Source organism: Massilia terrae, from assembly GCF_024753145.1.
Classification (GTDB): Bacteria; Pseudomonadota; Gammaproteobacteria; order Burkholderiales; family Burkholderiaceae_D; genus Telluria; species Telluria terrae.
Map to the genome: position 1 here is coordinate 1 of NZ_JANUGU010000002.1, position 18,366 is coordinate 18,366.

At 66.9% G+C, this 18,366-nt stretch carries 14 protein-coding genes; 3 read left to right on the forward strand and 11 right to left on the reverse strand.

What is annotated here, in order from left to right; translation table 11 throughout:
- Positions 1 to 322: 322 nt before the first annotated feature.
- From surE to NX778_RS07300, 5 genes are all read right to left on the reverse strand, one after another.
- Positions 323 to 1,060 carry a 5'/3'-nucleotidase SurE gene (gene surE / locus NX778_RS07280; protein WP_258811059.1) on the reverse strand — a complete coding sequence of 246 codons (738 nt, stop codon included), beginning with the start codon at positions 1,058 to 1,060 and terminating at the stop codon, positions 323 to 325.
- A 126-nt stretch (positions 1,061 to 1,186) separates the two neighbouring features.
- The gene (locus tag NX778_RS07285; RefSeq protein ID WP_258811060.1) at positions 1,187 to 3,457 is read right to left on the reverse strand and encodes a tetratricopeptide repeat protein; all 2,271 of its coding nucleotides are present in this window, start codon (positions 3,455 to 3,457) and stop codon (positions 1,187 to 1,189) included.
- Between the two features lie 9 nt (positions 3,458 to 3,466).
- Positions 3,467 to 4,075: a toll/interleukin-1 receptor domain-containing protein gene (locus NX778_RS07290; RefSeq protein ID WP_258811061.1), complete on the reverse strand. Its 609-nt coding sequence runs from the start codon at positions 4,073 to 4,075 to the stop codon at positions 3,467 to 3,469.
- A 238-nt stretch (positions 4,076 to 4,313) separates the two neighbouring features.
- Positions 4,314 to 6,377 (reverse strand): DNA repair helicase YoaA, encoded by a 2,064-nt coding sequence (yoaA, locus tag NX778_RS07295; RefSeq protein ID WP_307727980.1) that lies wholly within the window; start codon positions 6,375 to 6,377, stop codon positions 4,314 to 4,316.
- Positions 6,378 to 6,397: 20 nt separating this feature from the next.
- The gene (locus NX778_RS07300; RefSeq protein WP_258811062.1) at positions 6,398 to 6,595 is read right to left on the reverse strand and encodes a YdcH family protein; all 198 of its coding nucleotides are present in this window, start codon (positions 6,593 to 6,595) and stop codon (positions 6,398 to 6,400) included.
- A gap of 184 nt (positions 6,596 to 6,779) precedes the next feature.
- On the opposite strand from NX778_RS07300, the gene NX778_RS07305 reads away from it, so the two are divergent.
- On the forward strand, positions 6,780 to 7,586 hold the full coding sequence (locus NX778_RS07305; RefSeq protein WP_258811063.1) for a PP2C family protein-serine/threonine phosphatase: 807 nt from the start codon (positions 6,780 to 6,782) through the stop codon (positions 7,584 to 7,586).
- Between the two features lie 60 nt (positions 7,587 to 7,646).
- Here the strand turns inward: NX778_RS07305 and NX778_RS07310 are convergent, their stop codons facing one another.
- The 6 genes from NX778_RS07310 to NX778_RS07335 all read right to left on the reverse strand — a co-directional run bounded on the left by NX778_RS07310 (position 7,647) and on the right by NX778_RS07335 (position 15,753).
- Positions 7,647 to 8,336, reverse strand: coding sequence for a hypothetical protein (locus NX778_RS07310; RefSeq protein ID WP_258811064.1), 690 nt, complete (start codon positions 8,334 to 8,336; stop codon positions 7,647 to 7,649).
- A 20-nt stretch (positions 8,337 to 8,356) separates the two neighbouring features.
- On the reverse strand, positions 8,357 to 9,454 hold the full coding sequence (zapE, locus tag NX778_RS07315; RefSeq protein ID WP_258811065.1) for a cell division protein ZapE: 1,098 nt from the start codon (positions 9,452 to 9,454) through the stop codon (positions 8,357 to 8,359).
- 141 nt (positions 9,455 to 9,595) lie between these two features.
- Positions 9,596 to 11,029: a dihydrolipoyl dehydrogenase gene (lpdA, locus tag NX778_RS07320; protein WP_258811066.1), complete on the reverse strand. Its 1,434-nt coding sequence runs from the start codon at positions 11,027 to 11,029 to the stop codon at positions 9,596 to 9,598.
- A 161-nt stretch (positions 11,030 to 11,190) separates the two neighbouring features.
- Positions 11,191 to 11,517, reverse strand: coding sequence for a PspC domain-containing protein (locus NX778_RS07325; RefSeq protein ID WP_258811067.1), 327 nt, complete (start codon positions 11,515 to 11,517; stop codon positions 11,191 to 11,193).
- A gap of 60 nt (positions 11,518 to 11,577) precedes the next feature.
- Complete coding sequence (odhB, locus tag NX778_RS07330; protein WP_258811068.1) at positions 11,578 to 12,816, reverse strand: 2-oxoglutarate dehydrogenase complex dihydrolipoyllysine-residue succinyltransferase; 1,239 nt, start codon at positions 12,814 to 12,816, stop codon at positions 11,578 to 11,580.
- A gap of 81 nt (positions 12,817 to 12,897) precedes the next feature.
- Positions 12,898 to 15,753, reverse strand: coding sequence for a 2-oxoglutarate dehydrogenase E1 component (locus NX778_RS07335; RefSeq protein WP_258811069.1), 2,856 nt, complete (start codon positions 15,751 to 15,753; stop codon positions 12,898 to 12,900).
- 358 nt (positions 15,754 to 16,111) lie between these two features.
- On the opposite strand from NX778_RS07335, the gene NX778_RS07340 reads away from it, so the two are divergent.
- Together NX778_RS07340 and NX778_RS07345 are read left to right on the forward strand one after the other, a co-directional pair.
- Positions 16,112 to 17,629: an ATP-binding protein gene (locus NX778_RS07340; protein ID WP_258811070.1), complete on the forward strand. Its 1,518-nt coding sequence runs from the start codon at positions 16,112 to 16,114 to the stop codon at positions 17,627 to 17,629.
- Positions 17,626 to 18,282 (forward strand): response regulator, encoded by a 657-nt coding sequence (locus tag NX778_RS07345; RefSeq protein ID WP_258811071.1) that lies wholly within the window; start codon positions 17,626 to 17,628, stop codon positions 18,280 to 18,282. The genes NX778_RS07340 and NX778_RS07345 overlap by 4 nt, the downstream gene beginning before the upstream one ends.
- The last annotated feature ends 84 nt before the right edge of the window (positions 18,283 to 18,366 follow it).

Here is an 18,366-nt window from a genome sequence, read left to right on the forward strand (position 1 = left end):
CGGGGGGGGGGGGGGGGGGCGGGGGGGGGGGGCGCCCCGGGCGGGGGGGCGGGGCCCCCCCAGGCCGGGGTGCGGCCGGCGCTGCCCGTGGTGAACGCGGGCGCGCGCAGCGGCGCGGCGGTCGGCTGGGCATAGGCCGGGGCGCGCGGTCCGGGCTGGAGCGTGGCGCGCGGCACGCCGCCGGCGACCGCGGTGCGGGCCGCGTTCTGGGTCGCGGTCTGCGGCGTGGCCACGGTGGGCGCCGGCGCGGCGTTCTTGCGGCCAGTCCCCGTCACCGACGACAGCGGCAGCGGGAAATTGCCGGGGGCGCCGGACCGGTCCTTCATGCGAGCTCCCGCGCCAGCTGTTCGAGCTGGGTCCGGTGGGTCAGGTCGATCTGCAGCGGGGTCACCGAGATCTGGCCCTGCGCGGTGGCGTAGAAATCGGTGCCCTCGCCGGCGTCGCGGCACGCGCCGGGCGCGCCGATCCAGAAGATTTCGCGGCCACGGGGGTCCTGCGAGCGGATCACCGGCTCGGCCTGGTGGCGGCGCCCGAGGCGGGTCGGCACCAGCGGGCCCAGCTGCTCATACGGCAGGTTCGGAATGTTCACGTTCAGCAGGTAAGGCGCAGGCAGCGCGTCGAAGCGGCGCAGCACGATCTCGCGCGCCACGCGGGCGGCGGCGTCGACGTGCTCCCAGCCGTGGTGAACCTGCGAGAAGGCGATCGCCGGGATGCCGAACAAATAGGCTTCCGTGGCCGCCGCGACCGTGCCCGAATACAGCGTGTCGTCGCCCATGTTCTGGCCGTTGTTGATGCCGGAGACGACCAGGTCGGGACGGAAATCGAGCATGCCCGTCAGGGCCACGTGGACGCAGTCCGTGGGCGTGCCGTTGACGAAGTAAAAGCCGTTGGCGGCCTTGCTGACGGACAGCGGCCGGTCCAGCGACAGCGAGTTCGAGGCGCCGGAACGGTTGCTGTCCGGCGCCACGACGGTGATGTCGGCAACGGCGGCAAGCGCCTCGGCCAGGGCATCGATGCCGGGTGCGAGGTAACCGTCGTCATTACTGATTAGGATGCGCATACAGCGATTTTACCTGAAGCAACGCCGCCATCGCTCGTTCAGCGCCAACATAACTAACACTTAATACCCTGACTTTACTATTCAGAAACCTCCTGTAACAAGTTGGTAACGCTCTTGCCGATGGGTTCAGCGCATGGCCAGCGGCCGCCCGGTGCCGGCCTCGAACAAGGCGCCTTCGAGGCAGGTGACCTCCTCTTCCTTGAACGAAATCCAGGCGTCCTTATCCTCGTTTTGTAAATACACCTGCTTGATCATCTTGGCGCCGCGCCGGCGCAGCGGATGCGCGACACTGGGCCGCAGGATCACCTTGCGCAGGCTGTCGGCCAGGGCGCGGGCCTCGCGCGCGCTGCGGTTGTCGATCAGGCGCTGCAGCTGTGCCAGCTTGTCGTCGAGCGATTCGCCCGCGCCCAGTTCCCCCAGATCGGCCAGCGTGTGGCGCTGCCCGGGCGCGAACGCCTCGTGCGGCCCGGACGGGATCGAGTGGATGGCCTGCAATCCCCTGCTCACCTGCTGCACGCTCTCCTCTATCCGGGCAGCCAGGCGCAGCGGGACGCTGGGCGCGTCGGGCGGCGCGGGACCGAAGCGCCGCGCGCGGGCCTGGGCCAGCGTCTCCTGCATGCCGCGCACGGCGTCGAGGTCGCCCTGGGCCGCGAAGATTTCCGCCAGCACCTCGCGCGCCTGCGTGGTGGCGGCCGCGTCATGGCCGGCATGGCGCTCGCGCGCGCGCAGCACGTCTTCCTGCAGCTTGCGGGCATGCGCCAGGTCGCCCAGTTCGCACAGCAGCGCGGCCAGCTGCTCGGTGCAGCGCAGCGTGTCCTCGTGCTCGGTGCCAAGCAGGCGCTGGCGGCCTTCGAGCACGCGCTCGTACAGGGCGCGCGCCCGGCTCAGCTCGCCCTTGCGCCGCAGCGTGTCGGCCTGCGCCGCGACGCTGTCGAGCGTGGCCATGTGGCCGGCGCCGTGGCGCGCTTCGCAGCTGTCGGCGATGTGCGCCTGCAGTTCCAGCGCCTGCTCGACGTCGCCGAGCCGGGCCAGCGTGGCGGCCAGCGCGGCGCCGGCGGCCAGCGTGTCCGGATGATCCGCGCCCAGCACGCGGGTGCTGTCTTCCACCAGCATCTGCATCATGAAGCGCGCCTCGTCCAGCTTGCCGCCGTCGCGCAGCAGGGCCGCCAGCGCAGCGCGGGCGCAGCGGGTTTCCGCCGCATCGTTGCCAAGCTGGCGCTGGCGCAGTGCCAGGCTCTCTTCCAGCAATTCCTGCGCCTGGCGCGCACGGCCCTGCTCGCGGTACAGCGCGCCGAGGGCGGCCAGGTCGCGCGCCAGCGCCACCCCGGCCGCGTCGGCGCCGGCCTCGGGACCGGCGCGCGCCGCCTCGACCGCCGCCAGCAGTTCGATCTCGGCGCGCGCTTGCCACGGGAAGCGTCCGGGCGCGACCCAGGCCAACAGGGTCTCGAAGCTGCGCGTCAGCGAGAAGCGGTCGGGATCGGCTTCGGGATGCAGGCCGAGATGTTCGCCGCCCGCGGTGGCGCTGGCCAGCTGCAGCTGCACTTCGTCGAGATAGCTGTCAAGCGAGAGCCGGGCCAGGCCGTAGCAGGCGCGCAGCAGCTGTTCCAGCGCTGCCTGGTAGCCCGGCACGCCCTTGTGCGGATCGCCGCGCCGCCACAGCATGCGGCGCGCGCTGTCGCCGCTGTCGACCGCGCAGGGCAGCGGATACACCAGCAAGGGCCGCTGCTCCTCCTCGTGGCTGCAGCGGTAGTCGATGGCGCGCATGACCACGCCGGCCATGCCGTCCAAGCTGCGCTGGTTGGGCGTGAACAGGCCGACCAGCTTGTCCGGCAGCAGCGTGGTGCACACCGACACCGCGGCCGAGCGCCCGCCGCGCGCATCCACCAGCACGTGCTGAAAATGCTGCGCGAGGTGGGCGGCGAAACCACGGAACAGCGCCGGGCAGGCGGCGAACAGGCCGTCCCAGTCCATGCGGTCGGCGCGCTCGCCGTAGCTGTCGTCGAACACGCCGGCGCGCATCAGGTACAGCGGGCGGCTGTCGTCGACCCGCTCGATGTAGGCTTCCCAGTCGATCGCCTCGAGCGCGAGCTGCGCGCGTTCCTCGTCGCCGGCTTCGGGATGGGTGCGCGCCAGGCTGTCCAGCTGCTCGCGGCAGGCGCCGAAATATTCCAGCACGCCGGGCCGCTGGCCGCCCCGGCCGAACAGCTGGTGCAGGGCAGGCGCCTCGGTGTCCCAGTCGATCATCAGCACCGGCACGGTCGCGTTCTGCCTGCTCGCCAGCAGCACCGCCATGCTGCACAGCGCGACACTGCGGGCGGTGCCACTTTCGTAGGAATAGAAAGTGGTCACGGCGCCGGGCGCGCTGATGGGCGGAAGCGTTATGCGATTAATTTCCATGTTGCTCCTCTATTTTTTTGGGAAGGTCAGAACCGCTTGTTCTCGCCACTCGGGTGGGACATCGGGGAGCACGAATCGGTTGCAGTCATGTCCCGGCGGCGTGTACATTTTTTGGTATTGGTAGTGGGCGGCGATGCGCTTGACCATCTTGTCGATGTCGGGCAGGAAGTCCGGGTTGGACTTGATGTCGGCGGTGGCCATCGTGAAGTGCGAGAAGTCCACGTACAGGCTGGACTCCGTGACCTGCGGCGGCAGGCGGTCGGGATGGCGGGTCATGATGACCGGGATGATCAGGTGGCTGGGCATCGGGTACCAGCCGCTGCGTTCCTCCTCGAGCTTGCGCATGGCGGCGTATTCGCGGCGGGTGTAGGCATGCGCCTCGTACTTGGGTGTGTAAATGAGGATCATGCAGACGCTCTCGCACATCGCGCGGGCGATCTTGCGGTCGAGGTCATCGCCGCCGCCGAGTTGTTCGGTGTCGACGAACAGCTCGTCTTCGTTGTCGAAATACGGCTCGAGATAGCAGCGCAAGGCATCGGCCAGCGCTGCCTTGAACTTGTTCATCAGGTCGTGTTTGCCGTGGGCATAGCTGAAGAAACAGCCGTAACGGATCGCCATTTCATCCCCCCGCAAAATATGCTCACTGGCGCGCTCGCACCCGCAACTTTAACAAGGTGGGGATGGGGGATTTTGCGGGTGCACAAACGGCCGGGGGCGCGTGCAATCAGGCACGTCGTCCCGGCGCAGGCCGGGATCCATCGCCCCGTTGGGCAGTCGACATGTCGAACGCCGCAGGCCCGCAAACCCAGCATGGGTCACGGCGGGAACGCCGGGTCCGGAGCCGGGACGACGATGCTTACGTTTGCGACTTATTCTGCTGGCCGGCCGGATGGGTGTGGAAGAACTCGATGACTTCTTCCTGAACACGGGTACGCTTGAACGGCGGCAGGCTCTGCCAGATGCGCCTTCCGTACGGCTTGGAAATGATGCGCGGATCGCAGATCATCAGCACGCCGCAATCCTCGACGTCGCGGATCAATCGTCCCGCGCCCTGCTTCAAGGTAATGATGGCTTCCGGCAGCTGATGGTGCATGAAGCCGTTCATGCCCTTCTTCTCCATCACCTCGATGCGCGCGGCCAGCACCGGATCGTCCGGCGGCGCGAACGGCAGCTTGTCGATGATGACCAGCGACAGCGCATCGCCGCGCACGTCCACGCCTTCCCAGAAACTCTGGCTTCCCACCAGCACCGCATTGCCCGCGTTGCGGAAGGAATCGAGCAGCTCGGTGCGCCCGCGCTCGCCCTGCACGAACAGCGGAAAATTCAGCCCGCGCACCTCGAATTCGGCACGCAGTCTTTCCGCCACGCGATTGACCGCGCGAATGGTCGTGCACAGGAAGAAGGTGCGCCCGCCGGCCGCCTCGATCACCGGCAGCGCGCAATCGACCACCGCATCCGTGTAGCCCATCGCGTTCGGTTCCGGCAAGCCGGTCGGCACGTACAGGATGCCCTGCTCCTGGTAATTGAACGGGCTGGGCCAGGTCTGGGCCGGCTCCCCGGTCAGCCCCATCTGCGCGGCGAAATGCTTGAAGTCGTTCTTCACCGCCAGCGTGGCCGAGGTGAAGATCCAGCTGCGCGGCGTGCCGGCGCGCTGGCCGGCGAAGATCGGCGCGATCGACAGTGGCGTCTTGTGCATCTGCAGCGAGGACGAGAAGGCCTCGACCCACAGCACGGCCTGGTCGCCCTCGACGTCCTTGCCCTTGCCGTCCGGCTTCCATTCGTCGAGCGAGGCCGCCAGTTCGACCGCGCGCACGCGGCATTGCTCCACCGACTCGGCACGCTCGGCCTGCCCTTCCAGCACGTCGATCATGCCGGCCAGCTCCTCCTTGAGCTTGTCCAGCGCCGGGAAGAACGGCGAGCTGGGCGCGATCTGCGGCAGCGACAGGCGCATGCTGTCCTGCGGGAAGGTCAGGCGCAGGTCGCGCGCCGCCTTCTCGACCACGGTGACGACTTTCGCCCAGTCGGCGCCGCCGCGCGCATGCGCGAGGCCTTCGGCCAGCACGTCGCGGCACAGCTCCAGCACCTGCGAGGTCGATACGCTCTTGCCGAAGAACAGGGTCGCCGTGTCCGGCAGCTGGTGCGCCTCGTCGAAGATGATGGTGTTGGCCGACGGCAGCAGCTCGGCCACGCCGGTATCCTTCAGCGCCACGTCGGCGAAGAACAGGTGATGGTTGACCACCACCACGTCGGCCTGCTGCGCCTCGCGGCGCGCCTTCATCACGAAGCAGTCCTGGTAGTACTGGCACTCCTGGCCCATGCAGGTGTCGCGGGTGGAAGTGACCAGGTTCCACACGCTGGCCGTTTCCGGCACCTTGGTCAGCTCGGCCTTGTCGCCCGAGCCGGTCATCTTGATGAAGCGCGAGATCTCGCGCAGGTGCCCGACGTCGTCGCGCGAGGTCAGGCGCCCGTTCTGCAGCGTGCGCTCCAGGTGGAAGTGGCAGACGTAGTTCGAGCGGCCCTTGAGCAGCGCCACCGACACCGGCGCGCGCAAGGCCATCCGCACGTTCGGAATGTCGCGCAGGAACAACTGGTCCTGCAGATTCTTGGTGCCGGTCGACACGATGGTCTTGCCGCCCCACAGCAGGGCCGGCACCAGGTAGGCGAAGGTCTTGCCGGTGCCGGTGCCCGCCTCCGCCATCAGGGTCGATTGGTTCGCGATCGCGTTCGCCACCGCCTTGGCCATTTCGGTCTGCGACTGGCGCGGCTTGAACGCGCCCACCGCGGGCGCGAGCGGGCCGCCGGCGCCGAACAGCCGGTCGATCTCGGCATCGTATTTGCCGGGCGGCGCCTCAAGCACGGAGGAAAGCGATGGGCCGGGCTCGCCGGCTTCGGCGCCCGGTGCGGGAAGATGGTCAGTCAACTCAGGAACCTGGTGTGGACTCAGGCCGGCACGTCCGGCACGAGTTGCATTTTCAGCAGTGTGATGTGGTCTTTCAGCTGCAGTTTACGCTTTTTCAGGCGGCGCAGTTGCAGTTGGTCGGCGTGGCCGTCAAGCGTCAGCATGGCAATCACCGCGTCGAGGTCGCGGTGTTCCACATCGAGTTCGATTATGCGGCGCTGGATCTCCTGGACGTCCATGGCGAGCTGTTCCCAACAGGTTGTTACAAATAGTTCTGCTGGCGCGGTCCGTTGCCCATTAGAATCAGTGTGGCACAACGTAATGACGACTTGCAACATTTGTGTTTGTCAGTGCATAGTTTAATCTAGGCTGAGGTTGCCGCCAACAATCATTGGGGCCAGCGGTGACGGAATCGTCAAGTTTATGAGTTCATACAAGATCGAAGCGGGCACCGCGCAACATATCGGAAGCCGCCCACAGCAGAACGACCGGGTCGCCCTGATGACCGGCGCGCGCGCCCCCGGCTATGTGCTGGCGGTGCTGTCGGACGGCATCGAAGGCGCCCATGCGTCGGAACAGGTGCTGCACACAGCCAAGCACGTGTTCGACCAGTTCAAGCCGGGGGACCGGCCGAGCCTGGAGCGGCTAGGCGAGCTGATGCATGAAATCGTCGCCGAAACCAATCTCATCATCAAGATGAACGCGGTCGCGCACAAGCTTGATGCCATGGCCAGCTTCGTCGCGCTGGTGCTCGGGCCGCACGGCGACGCGGTGTGGGCGCACGTGGGCGATTCGCGGCTGTACCGCTTCGCCGACGGCAAATGCCTGGCGCGCACCAGCGATGCGGCCTATATCGAGCATCTGCAGGCCAGTGAGAACCTGCCGGCGGAGGCGGCGCGCAACCACCGCAAGTCCACCTTGCTGCTCAATATGATGGGCAATCGCAGCCGCGAGCCCTTCGTCACCATCGGCGGCGCCACCGGGATCGGGCCGGGCACCGTGTTCGTGCTGGCGTCAGATGGCTTATGGCATTACTTCGCCGATGCCGAACTTGGCGCGGCGACCGCGCGGGCGACGCCGCGGCAGGCTTCCGAAATGCTCATCAACAAGGCCAGCGAGCGCTCGCAGGGGCGCTGGGATAATTGTTCGATGGTGATTGTGAAGCTGGTGAAGCAGGAGGAGCCGGAGGTATCGCTGTCGCGCGCGCCTGTGCGGGCGCCACGCAAGTAAAAACCGTCGTTCCCGAGCTCGCCGGCCGCCTTGGCGGGAACGACGGTTTCAAGGGTGGGGTTACTGACCGTTCGGAGCGGGCTGCTGCTGCGGCGCCTGCCGTAGTGCGTCCGCCTTCTCGCCCTTCGCCTTCGCTTCCTTGGCGCGCTTTTCCTCCAGGCGCTCGCGCACGCGCCGCTGGCGCTCGTCCGATTCCTTCTTGCGCTCCTCGTAGGCGCGCACATTGGCCGCGCGCCTGGCGGCGTCGGCGGCTTCCTTCTGCTGCTCCTGCTTGATCTTCGCTTCGTGCTGGGCGACCCGCTCCGTCACCGGCGAAGGACGCGGCGGCGGCGCTTCGGTGACAGCACGCGGCGGCGCCGGAGGCTGCGCGGCGAGGCGCGCCTCGTCCGCGCGGTACCTGGCATCCGCTTCGGCCAGCGCACGGTCACGCTCATCGACGCGGACCTGGCGCTTGAAGCGCTCGGCATCGACCTCGATCGCGTGCTGCGCCGCCAGCGCGGTGCGGTGGCGCTCCTTGGCGTCGTCCAGGCAGCGGGTGACGAAGAACTTCTGGTAGCAGACGCGCTCGCGCTCGACGAAGCGGGCCTCGATCGCGGCCCGTTCCCGGGTCACGGCGGCCAGGCGCTGGTCGGCTTCCGCCACCGAGGTGGGCGGCGGCATGGTCGGCCCGGCCGCCACCACCGGCTCGTTCGCGCAGCCGGCCAGCAGCAAGCCGGCGCACAGCGCGGCGGAGAATGCCATCAGTTTCATCAAAGTCCTTTCAGCCATCTTCAAGCGATCGAGTCGGCCACCGCGCGCCGCTCGGAGAGCATGTATTCACGCGATTGCATCTCAATGATACGCGAGACCGTGCGGTGGAACTCGTTCGACAGCACGCCCTTGGTATAGAGCTCGTCGGGCGGGACCTCGGCCGACATCAGCAGCTTGACCTTGTGGTCGTAGAACACGTCGATCAGCCACGTAAAGCGGCGCGCCTCCGACGACTGCGCCGCCGACATCGCCGGCACGCCCGACAGGATCACGGTGTGGAAGCGCGTGGCCAGTTCCAGGTAGTCGTTCTGCGAGCGCGGGCCGCCGCACAGGGTCGCGAAGTCGAACCAGATCACGCCGCCGGCGCGGCGCAATGCGCGGATCTCGCGTTCCTCGATGTGCACGCGCGAGTCTTCGTCGGCGGTGTCGGCCAGCGCCGCGTAGGCGTCGCGCAGGGCCTTGTCGGAGGCCGCGTTCAAGGGCATGTAGTAGGCCTGCACCTGCTCCAGGGTACGGTGGCGGTAGTCGATGCCGGCATCGACGTTGAGCACGTCGAGCTTTTCCTGCAGCAGCCGGATGGTGGGCATCATGCGGTCGCGGTGCAGGCCGTCCGGATACAGCGTGGAGGGCTCGTAGTTCGAGGTCATGACGAAGGTGACGCCGTTATCGAACAGCGCCTTCATCAGGTTATACAGGATCATCGCGTCGGCGATGTCGGAGACGTGGAATTCGTCGAAGCAGATCAGGCGGTACTTCCTGGCGATGCGGCGCGCGACTTCGTCGAGCGGATCGGCCACGCCTTTGAGTTCGTCGAGCTGGCGGTGCACGCCGCGCATGAACTCGTGGAAGTGCAGGCGCGTCTTGCGCACCACCGGCACCACCGAGTAGAAGCTGTCCATCAAAAACGACTTGCCGCGCCCCACCCCGCCCCACATGTAGACGCCGCGCGGCACCTCGGGACGGTTGATCAGGCGCCGGAAGCTGGTCGAGCGCTTGGCTTTGTATGCCACCCATTCGTCGTACGCCTGCTGGAGACGGTCGACCGCGCGCTGCTGCGCGGGATCGGATGTATAACCGCGCTCTTTCAGCGCGTGCTGGTAGTACTCCTGGACGTTCATGGGCAAGGCTTTGTAATTGGGCCGACATGATCGCCGACCTCGAAAAACCGTCGTCCCGGCGAAGGCCGGGACCCATACTCCGCTTCCGAATCCGGACAGTCAGCATGGGTCCCGGCCTGCGCCGGGACGACGGGGTGATGCTTAGAAGTTCAGCGAACGCTTGTCAACCGCGAGCGCTGCTTCCTTGGTTGCTTCCGACAGCGACGGGTGCGCGTGGCAGATGCGGGCGATGTCTTCCGACGATGCGCGGAACTCCATCGCCACCACGGCTTCGGAGATCAGCTCCGAGGCCATCGGCCCGATGATGTGCACACCGAGGATTTCGTCGGTCTTGGCGTCGGCCAGGAACTTGACCATGCCGTTGGTATCGCCCAGCGCGCGCGCACGGCCGTTGGCCATGAACGGGAAGGTGCCGGCCTTGTACTGCACGCCTTCGGCCTTGAGCTGCTGCTCGGTCTTGCCGACCCACGCGATCTCCGGCGAGGTGTAGATCACCCACGGGATCGTGTTGAAGTTGACGTGGCCGTGCTGGCCCGCGATGCGCTCGGCAACCGCGACGCCTTCTTCTTCCGCCTTGTGCGCCAGCATCGGGCCGCGCACGACGTCGCCCACCGCCCACACGTTCGGCAGGTTGGTCTTGCACTCGTCGTCGACCACGATGAAGCCGCGCTCGTCGGTTTTCAGGCCGACCGATTCCAGCCCCAGGCCATTGGTATTCGGGACGCGGCCGATCGACACGATCAGCTTGTCGAACACGGCCTTCTGCGCTTCGCCCTTGGCGTCGGCGTATTCCACGGTGACGTTGTTGTCGCCCTTGGTGATCGCACCGATCTTGCAGCCCAGGTTGATCGACAGGCCCTGCTTGGTGAACAGCTTCTGCGCTTCCTTGGCGATGGTCTCGTCGACCGCGCCGAGGAAGGTCGGCAGGCCTTCCAGCACGGTGACCTGCGAACCCAGGCGGCGCCACACGCTGCCCATTTCGAGGCCGATCACGCCGGCGCCGATCACGCCCAGCTTGGCCGGGACGCCTTCGATCGCCAGCGCGCCGGTGTTCGACAGGACCAGCTTCTCGTCGAACGGGGTGCCCGGCAGTTCGCGCGCGTTCGAGCCGGTGGCGACGATCACGTGCTTGGCCTGCAGGGTCTCGGTGGACGGGCCGGTGACATTGATGGTGTAGCCACCTTCCGCAGCGCCGGCGAAGGTGCCGCGGCCGTGGAAGAAGCTGACCTTGTTCTTCTTGAACAGGTAGATGATGCCGTCGTTATTGGCCTTCACCACGCCGTCCTTGCGCTTCAACATCTGCGGCAGGTTCAGCGACAGGCCGGAGACGTCGATGCCGTGCTCCTTGAAGGCGTGGCCGGCGTGCTCGAAGTGCTCGGACGACTGCAGCAGCGCCTTGGACGGGATGCAGCCGACGTTGGTGCAGGTGCCGCCCGGAGCCGGGCCGCCCTTGGCGTTGGCCCACTCGTCGATGCAAGCGGTGTTAAAACCCAGCTGCGCCGCGCGGATCGCGGCGATGTAGCCACCAGGACCGCCGCCGATCACGACGACGTCGAATTGTTTTGCGTTGCTCATCATTGATTCCTTGTTTTGCGTTCAGCGCCAGCAATCACCACGTCGTCCCCGCGCAGGCGGGGACCCATAGACAGCTCGAACAGTGGTGCACTCGCCGCATGCCTGCAAACTCGGCATGGGTCCCCGCCTACGCGGGGACGACGGCTCTGAAGATATTGGTCTTATTCTTCCGGTACGAAAATCCAAAGCAGCAGGTAGATGCCGAAGCCGACGCCGAACACGCACACCGACAGCACGAACATCAGCCGCCACACCCACGACTCCACTTCCGTGGCCGCCGCGAGGCCGCCGCACACGCCGCCGATCCAGCGATCGGTGCGCGAGCGGCGCAGGCGGTTGATGTTGCTGGGCGCGGGCTGGGCTTCCTTCTCGAGGCTCGGCCCCGGTCCGGCGGACAATACCTTGGCCTTGGCCTGCTCGTACTCGGCATCCGTCAGGACGCCAGCCTCGTGCAGTTCGTGCAAACGCTTGAGTTCATCGGCGATCATCGATCACTCCCAAAACAGTCGGTCGGCACGCGCCGCACGGCAGGCCAGCGCGCTTGTGGATTACAGGTCGAGCAGCAGGCGGGCCGGATCTTCCAGCGCTTCCTTCATCGCGACCAGGCCCAGCACGGCTTCGCGGCCGTCGATGATGCGGTGGTCGTAGGACATCGCCAGGTAGTTCATCGGACGGATCACGATCTCGCCGTTCTCGACGACAGCGCGGTCCTTGGTGGCGTGGATGCCCAGGATCGCCGACTGCGGCGGGTTGATGATCGGGGTCGACAGCATCGAGCCGAACACGCCGCCGTTCGAGATCGAGAAGGTGCCGCCGGACAGGTCGTCCAGGGTCAGCTTGCCGTCCTTGGCCTTGGCGCCGAATTCACCGATCTTCTTCTCGATGTCGGCGATCGACAGCTGGTCGGCGTCGCGCAGGATCGGCACCACCAGGCCACGCGGCGAACCGACCGCGATACCGATGTCGAAGTAGCCGTGGTAGATGATGTCGTTGCCGTCGACCGAGGCGTTCAGGATCGGGTACTTCTTCAGCGCGGCCACCGCGGCCTTGACGAAGAAGGACATGAAGCCCAGCTTGACGCCGTGCTCTTTCTCGAACTTGTCCTTGTACTTGTTGCGCAGGTCCATGACCGGCTTCATGTTCACTTCATTGAACGTGGTCAGGATCGCGTTGGTCGACTGCGACTGCAGCAGGCGCTCGGCGATACGGGCGCGCAGGCGGCTCATCGGCACGCGCTCTTCCGGACGGTCGCCCAGGTTGGCGGCCGACGGTGCAGCCACTTGCTGCAGGGCCGGCTTAGCGGCCGGGGCCGGGGCGGCGGCCGGCTTGGAAGCGACGGCGGCCAGGGCATCGCCCTTGGTCACGCGGCCATCGCGGCCGGTGCCGGCCACTTGCGCTGCGTTCATGGCGTTGTCGGCCAGGATCTTGGCGGCGGCCGGCATGGCCACGCCTGCCTTGGATGCCGATTCGGCGGCGGCCGGTGCGGCTTCAGGCGCTGCCTGGACCGGGGCCGCTGCCACTTGCTGCGGGCTGGTCTGGGCCGATGCCTCGGTGTCGATGATCGCGATGGTCTCGCCCGCGACGACGGTGGCGCCGTCGCCCTTGATGATCTGGACGATCACGCCGGCCGACGGGGCCGGCAGCTCGAGCACGACCTTGTCGGTCTCGATGTCGATCATGTTTTCATCGCGCGTGACAGCCTCGCCGACTTTCTTGTGCCAGGCCAGCAGGGTCGCCTCTGCAACCGACTCCGACAGCTGGGGGACCTTGACTTCAACTTGTGCCATTTGTAACTCCGTAAATTATTCTTTAGCGCGTCGCGCTGTGATCTGCATTGCGCCGCACACGGGGTACGGCGCATCCTGGGCTTACTTGGTCAGAACAAAACCCTTGACCTTCGCGAACGCGGTCTCCAGCAGTTCCTTCTGCTGCGCGACGTGCTTGTCGCTGTAGCCGACTGCCGGCGCCGCCGATGCCGGACGGCCGGCGTAGGACAGGCGCTGGCCCGACTCCATGCTCTCGAAGACGTTGTGCTGGATCTGGAACCACGGACCCTGGTTCTGCGGCTCGTCCTGCGCCCACACGACATCGGTCGCGTTCGGGAACTTCTTCAGTTCGGCCGAGAACGACTTGTGCGGGAACGGGTACATCTGCTCGACGCGGATGATGGCCACGTCGTTTGCATTGCGGGTCTTGCGGGTGTTGACCAGGTCGTAGTAGACCTTGCCCGAGCAGGCGATCACGCGCTTCACCTTCGACGCGTCGATCTTCTCGTCCACTTCGCCGATCACGGTCTGGAAGCCGCCCTTGGCCAGTTCGCCCAGTGCCGAGCCGGCGTCCTTGTTACGCAGCAGCGACTTCGGGGTGAAGATGATCAGCGGCTTGCGGAACTGGCGCACCATCTGGCGACGCAGCAGGTGGAAGATCTGCGCAGCGGTGGTCGGCTGCACGACTTGCATATTGTTGTCGGCGGAGAGCTGCAGGAAACGCTCGATGCGTGCCGAGGAGTGCTCCGGCCCCTGGCCTTCGTAGCCGTGCGGGAGCATCATCACCAGGCCCGAGGCGCGGCCCCACTTGACTTCACCCGAGGCGATGAACTGGTCGATGACGACCTGCGCGCCGTTGGCGAAGTCGCCGAACTGGCCTTCCCAGATGGTCAGGGTGTTCGGCTCGGCGGTCGAGTAGCCGTATTCGAAGCCCAGCACCGCCTCTTCCGACAGCACGGAGTCGATGACGGTGAACGGCGCCTGGTTGTCGGACACGTTCTGCAGCGGCACGTAGGTGCCTGCATCCCACTTCTCGCGGTTCTGGTCGTGCAGCACGGCGTGGCGGTGCACGAAGGTGCCGCGGCCGGCGTCCTGGCCCGACAGGCGGATCGCGTAGCCCGAGGCCACCAGCGATGCGTAGGCCAGGTGTTCGCCCATGCCCCAGTCGAGGTTCATCTCGCCGCGGCCCATGGTGGCGCGGTCGGCCAGCACTTTCTCGACCAGCGAGTGCAGCTTGAAGTTTTCCGGCACGGTGGTGATGCGCTGGGCCAGGCGTTTCAGCTCGGTCATCGGCACCGCGGTGTCGGCGGCGTCGGTCCACTTCTTGCCCAGGAACGGCGCCCAGTCGACGGCGTACTTGTTCTTGAAGTCGGTCAGCACCGGATCATTGGTGTGCTTGCCGGCGTCCATGGCGTCGCGGAAGCCGGCGACCATGGCGTCGGCGAAGTCCGCTTGAATAGTGCCTTGCGTGGCCAGCTTGTCCGCGTACAGCTTGCGGGTGCCCGGGTGCTTGGCGATCTTCTTGTACATCAGCGGCTGGGTCAGGGCCGGGGTGTCCTGCTCGTTGTGGCCCAGCTTGCGGTAGCAGACGATGTCGACCACGATGTCCTTGCCGAATTCGGCACGGTAGTCCATCGAGATCTGCGAGGCCAGCACCACGGCCTCCGGGTCGTCGGCGTTCACGTGCAGGACCGGCGCCTCGATCATCTTGACGACGTCGGTGCAGTACAGGGTCGAGCGGGTGTCGCGCGGGTCGGAGGTGGTGAAGCCGATCTGGTTGTTGATGACCAGGTGGACGGTGCCGCCGGTGCCGTAGCCACGGGTCTGCGCCAGGTTCAGGGTTTCCATCACGACGCCCTGGCCGGCGAACGCGGCGTCGCCGTGCACCAGGATCGGCAGCACCTGCTTGCCGTGCGGGTCGCCGCGGCGGTCCATGCGCGCCTTGACCGAACCTTCGACGACCGGGTTGACGATCTCGAGGTGGGACGGATTGAAAGCCAGCGACAGGTGCACCGGGCCGCCGGTGGTGGTGATGTCGCTCGAGAAGCCCTGGTGGTACTTGACGTCGCCCGACGGCAGGTCGTCGGCGTGCTTGCCTTCGAATTCCTCGAACAGCTCGGCCGGCGATTTGCCCAGGGTGTTGACCAGCACGTTCAGGCGGCCGCGGTGGGCCATGCCGATCACGATCTCCTGAACGCCTTGTTCACCGGCGCGCTGGATCACTTCATCCATCGACGCGATGAAGGATTCGCCGCCTTCGAGCGAGAAGCGCTTGGCGCCGACATAGCGGGTGTGGAGGTAGCGCTCCAGGCCTTCGGCCGCGGTCAGGCGCTCGAGGATGTGCTTTTTCTTTTCGGCGCTGAAGGTCGGGGTCGAGCGGATCGACTCGAGCTTCTCCTGCAGCCAGCGCTTTTCGGTCTGGTCGGTCACGTACATGAACTCGGCACCGAGGGAGCGGCAGTAGGTATCGCGCAGCATGTTCAGCAGGTCGCGCAGCGAAGCGCTTTCCTGGCCGAAGTAGGTGTTGCTGATGTTGAACACGGTGTCGAGGTCGGCTTCGGTAAAGCCGTAGAACGACGGTTCGAGTTCAGGAATGGGGGGACGCTCGGTGCGCTGCAGCGGGTCCAGGTTGGCCCAGCGCACACCGACGTTGCGGTAAGCTGCGATCAGCTGGGTGACGGCGACGGCCTTGCGGGCGGTCTCCGGATCGGCGCCGGCGGTGACGGTGCGGATCGGGCCGTGCTTGGCGCGCTCGGCGAAGGAGGCGATCACCGACGAGTGGTCGACGTCCGGACGGCTGGAACCGTCGACGGCCGGGACGTGCTGCATGGCGTCGAAATAAGCACGCCAGTTGTCGGGGACGGAGCCTGGGTTATTCAGATAGGCTTCGTACAACTCTTCCACGTACGGCGCATTACCGCCGAACAGGTACGAGTTGGCTTCGTATTGCTGCTTCATTCTTGCTCACCTTTCTTCGCGTTTCGCGATTGTGGCGGGTTAATTCAACCTTCCGCGACACGGCCTGACCGGTTAGCGGATCGCACTTACTACATCAAGTTGTGGGGAAGGACTAAAAACTACAGAATCCGGGTGCTTGGGAAAGCTGCTCAGAATAGCACGCGACATTGTATCGCAACATCCCACAGTGCGGAAAAATGCCTATGTTTCAGCGCTTTCGCCACGCTGCAATACGCGGGAAAACCGAATTTTCCACGCCCTGATGAGCCGGACGGTTACCGGAATCCGTATAAAGTTTCTCTACCGCCACGATTGTCTTGCAATTACACTCACAGTTTTCTAGCTGGACATTACCATTTTGCGCTTTTCGATCGGCCACCGCCTGTTCCTGTCGGTTTTGCTCGCGATCCTCGTGGTGGCGGCGGCCGCCATCGCCCTCATGCGCCACAAGGTGATGGGCAGCTTCTCGGAGTACGCGGTCCAGATCGAGCTGGATCGGCTGGAGGAATTGTCGCAAGACCTGGCGCGCGGCTACGGGAAGCAAGGCTCGTGGGACTTCCTCCCGACCGGCGATTTCGCGCGCCAGCGCTTCATCGCGGCCGAGATGCGGCGCCTGCAGGGGGCGCGCGCGCAATCGACGGGCATCACGGCGCCGCCCGCTCCTCCCGCGCCACCTGCGCCGCCCGCCCCGCCGGCGCCGGCGCCCGCCAATCCGCTTGCCGTGCCGCCCCTGCCCGCGCTGCCGGTGCCGCCGGCGCCGCCGGTCCCCGGAGCCGGGATCGACCAGCTCGGGCTGCAGGACCGGGTAACGCTGCTGGACGCCTCCGGCCGCTACCTTGCGGGCCGCAAGCAGGGCGCCGAGCCGGGCGCGCAACGTCCGCTGGAATGGGCCGGCAAAGTGGTCGGCTACCTGCGCGTGGCGCGCGTGATGCGGCCCAGCGACGCGCTGGCCGCCGCCTTCCTCGGCGAGCTGAAATCGAGCCTGTGGGGGATCATCGCCGCCAGCGTCGCGCTGTCGGCGCTGGCGGCGGTGGCGCTGGCGGCGCACTTCCGCAAGCCGATCCGCGGCCTGGCCGACGGCGCGCAAGCGCTGGCCGAGGGCCGCTTCGACACGCGCCTGCCGGTCACGCGCAGCGACGAGCTGGGCGAGCTGGCGCACAGCTTCAACCGCCTGGCCGAACGGCTGGGCGCGGCCGAAACCTCGCGCCGCCAGTGGGTGGCGGACACCTCGCACGAACTGCGCACGCCGCTGGCCGTGCTGCGCGCCCAGCTGGAAGCGATCGAGGACGGCGTGCGCAGCGCCGACCCGGCCACCGTGGCGGCGATGCTGCGCCAGGTGCTCGCGCTGAATAAGCTGATCGACCAGCTGTACGCGCTGGCCCGGGCCGACGTCGGCGCGCTGGATTGCCAGCGCCAGCCAATCGATGTGTGGGCGCTGGCGCGCGAGAGCGCGAGCGCGTTCGCGGAGCGCCTTGCCGCGGCCGGGCTGGCGTTCGACATCGGGCCGGTGCCTGCGCCATGCACCGTGATGGGCGATCCGGACCGTTTGCGGCAGGTGTTCGGCAACCTGTTCGAAAACGCCCTGCGCTACACCACGCTCGGCGGCCGCGTCGTGCTGTCGGGCGCGCTGGCGGACGGCGCCTTGCAGCTCGTGCTCGAAGACAGTGCACCAGGCGTGCCGGACGACGCGCTCGACCGGCTGTCGGAACGCTTCTACCGCGTCGATGCGTCGCGCAGCCGCACCAGCGGCGGTGCGGGCCTCGGCCTCGCACTGTGCCAGCGGATCATGGATGCCCACGGCGCTACCCTCGCCTTCAGCCATTCGCCGCTGGGCGGGCTGCGCGTCACCCTCGCCTTCCCGTTGGCAGCGGCATGAGCCTGCAACTGTTCATCGTCGAGGACGAGCCGGAACTGGCGGCGCTGGTGGCCGACTATGCGCGCGCCTCCGGCTACGCGCCGGTGCTGTTCGACGATGGCGCCGCCGCGCTGGAGGCGCTGCGCACGTCCACGCCGGCGCTGGTGGTGCTGGACCTGATGCTGCCTGGCCTCGACGGCCTGTCGCTGTGCCGCGCGCTGCGCGCATTCTCGGACGTGCCGGTGGTGATGGTCACCGCGCGGGTGGAAGAGATCGACCGCCTGCTCGGACTGGAGGCCGGCGCCGACGACTACCTGTGCAAACCCTTCAGCCCGCGCGAGCTGATGGCGCGCATCAAGGCGATCCTGCGGCGCAGCGGGCATGGCGCGCGTCCGCTCGCGATCGACGAGGCGGCGCGCCGCGTCGCGATCCACGGCAAGCCGCTCGACCTCACGCCCAGCGAATTCGCGCTGCTGGCGGCACTGGCGCGGCGGCCGGGCCAGGTGTTCTCGCGCGCCCAGCTGCTCGACCTGGCCTTTCATGACAGCCTGGATGTCACCGACCGCGCGATCGACAGCCACGTCAAGAACCTGCGGCGCAAGATCGCGGCGGTGGCGCCGGAGCTGGAGCCGATCCATTCGATCTACGGGCTGGGTTACCGCTTCGACCTCTAGCGTCTTCATTTTTCCTCCACATTTGGCAGGCACGATGGTCTTCATCGGCGCCTGATGGCAGCGCGCCGGCACATGAGGAGAACG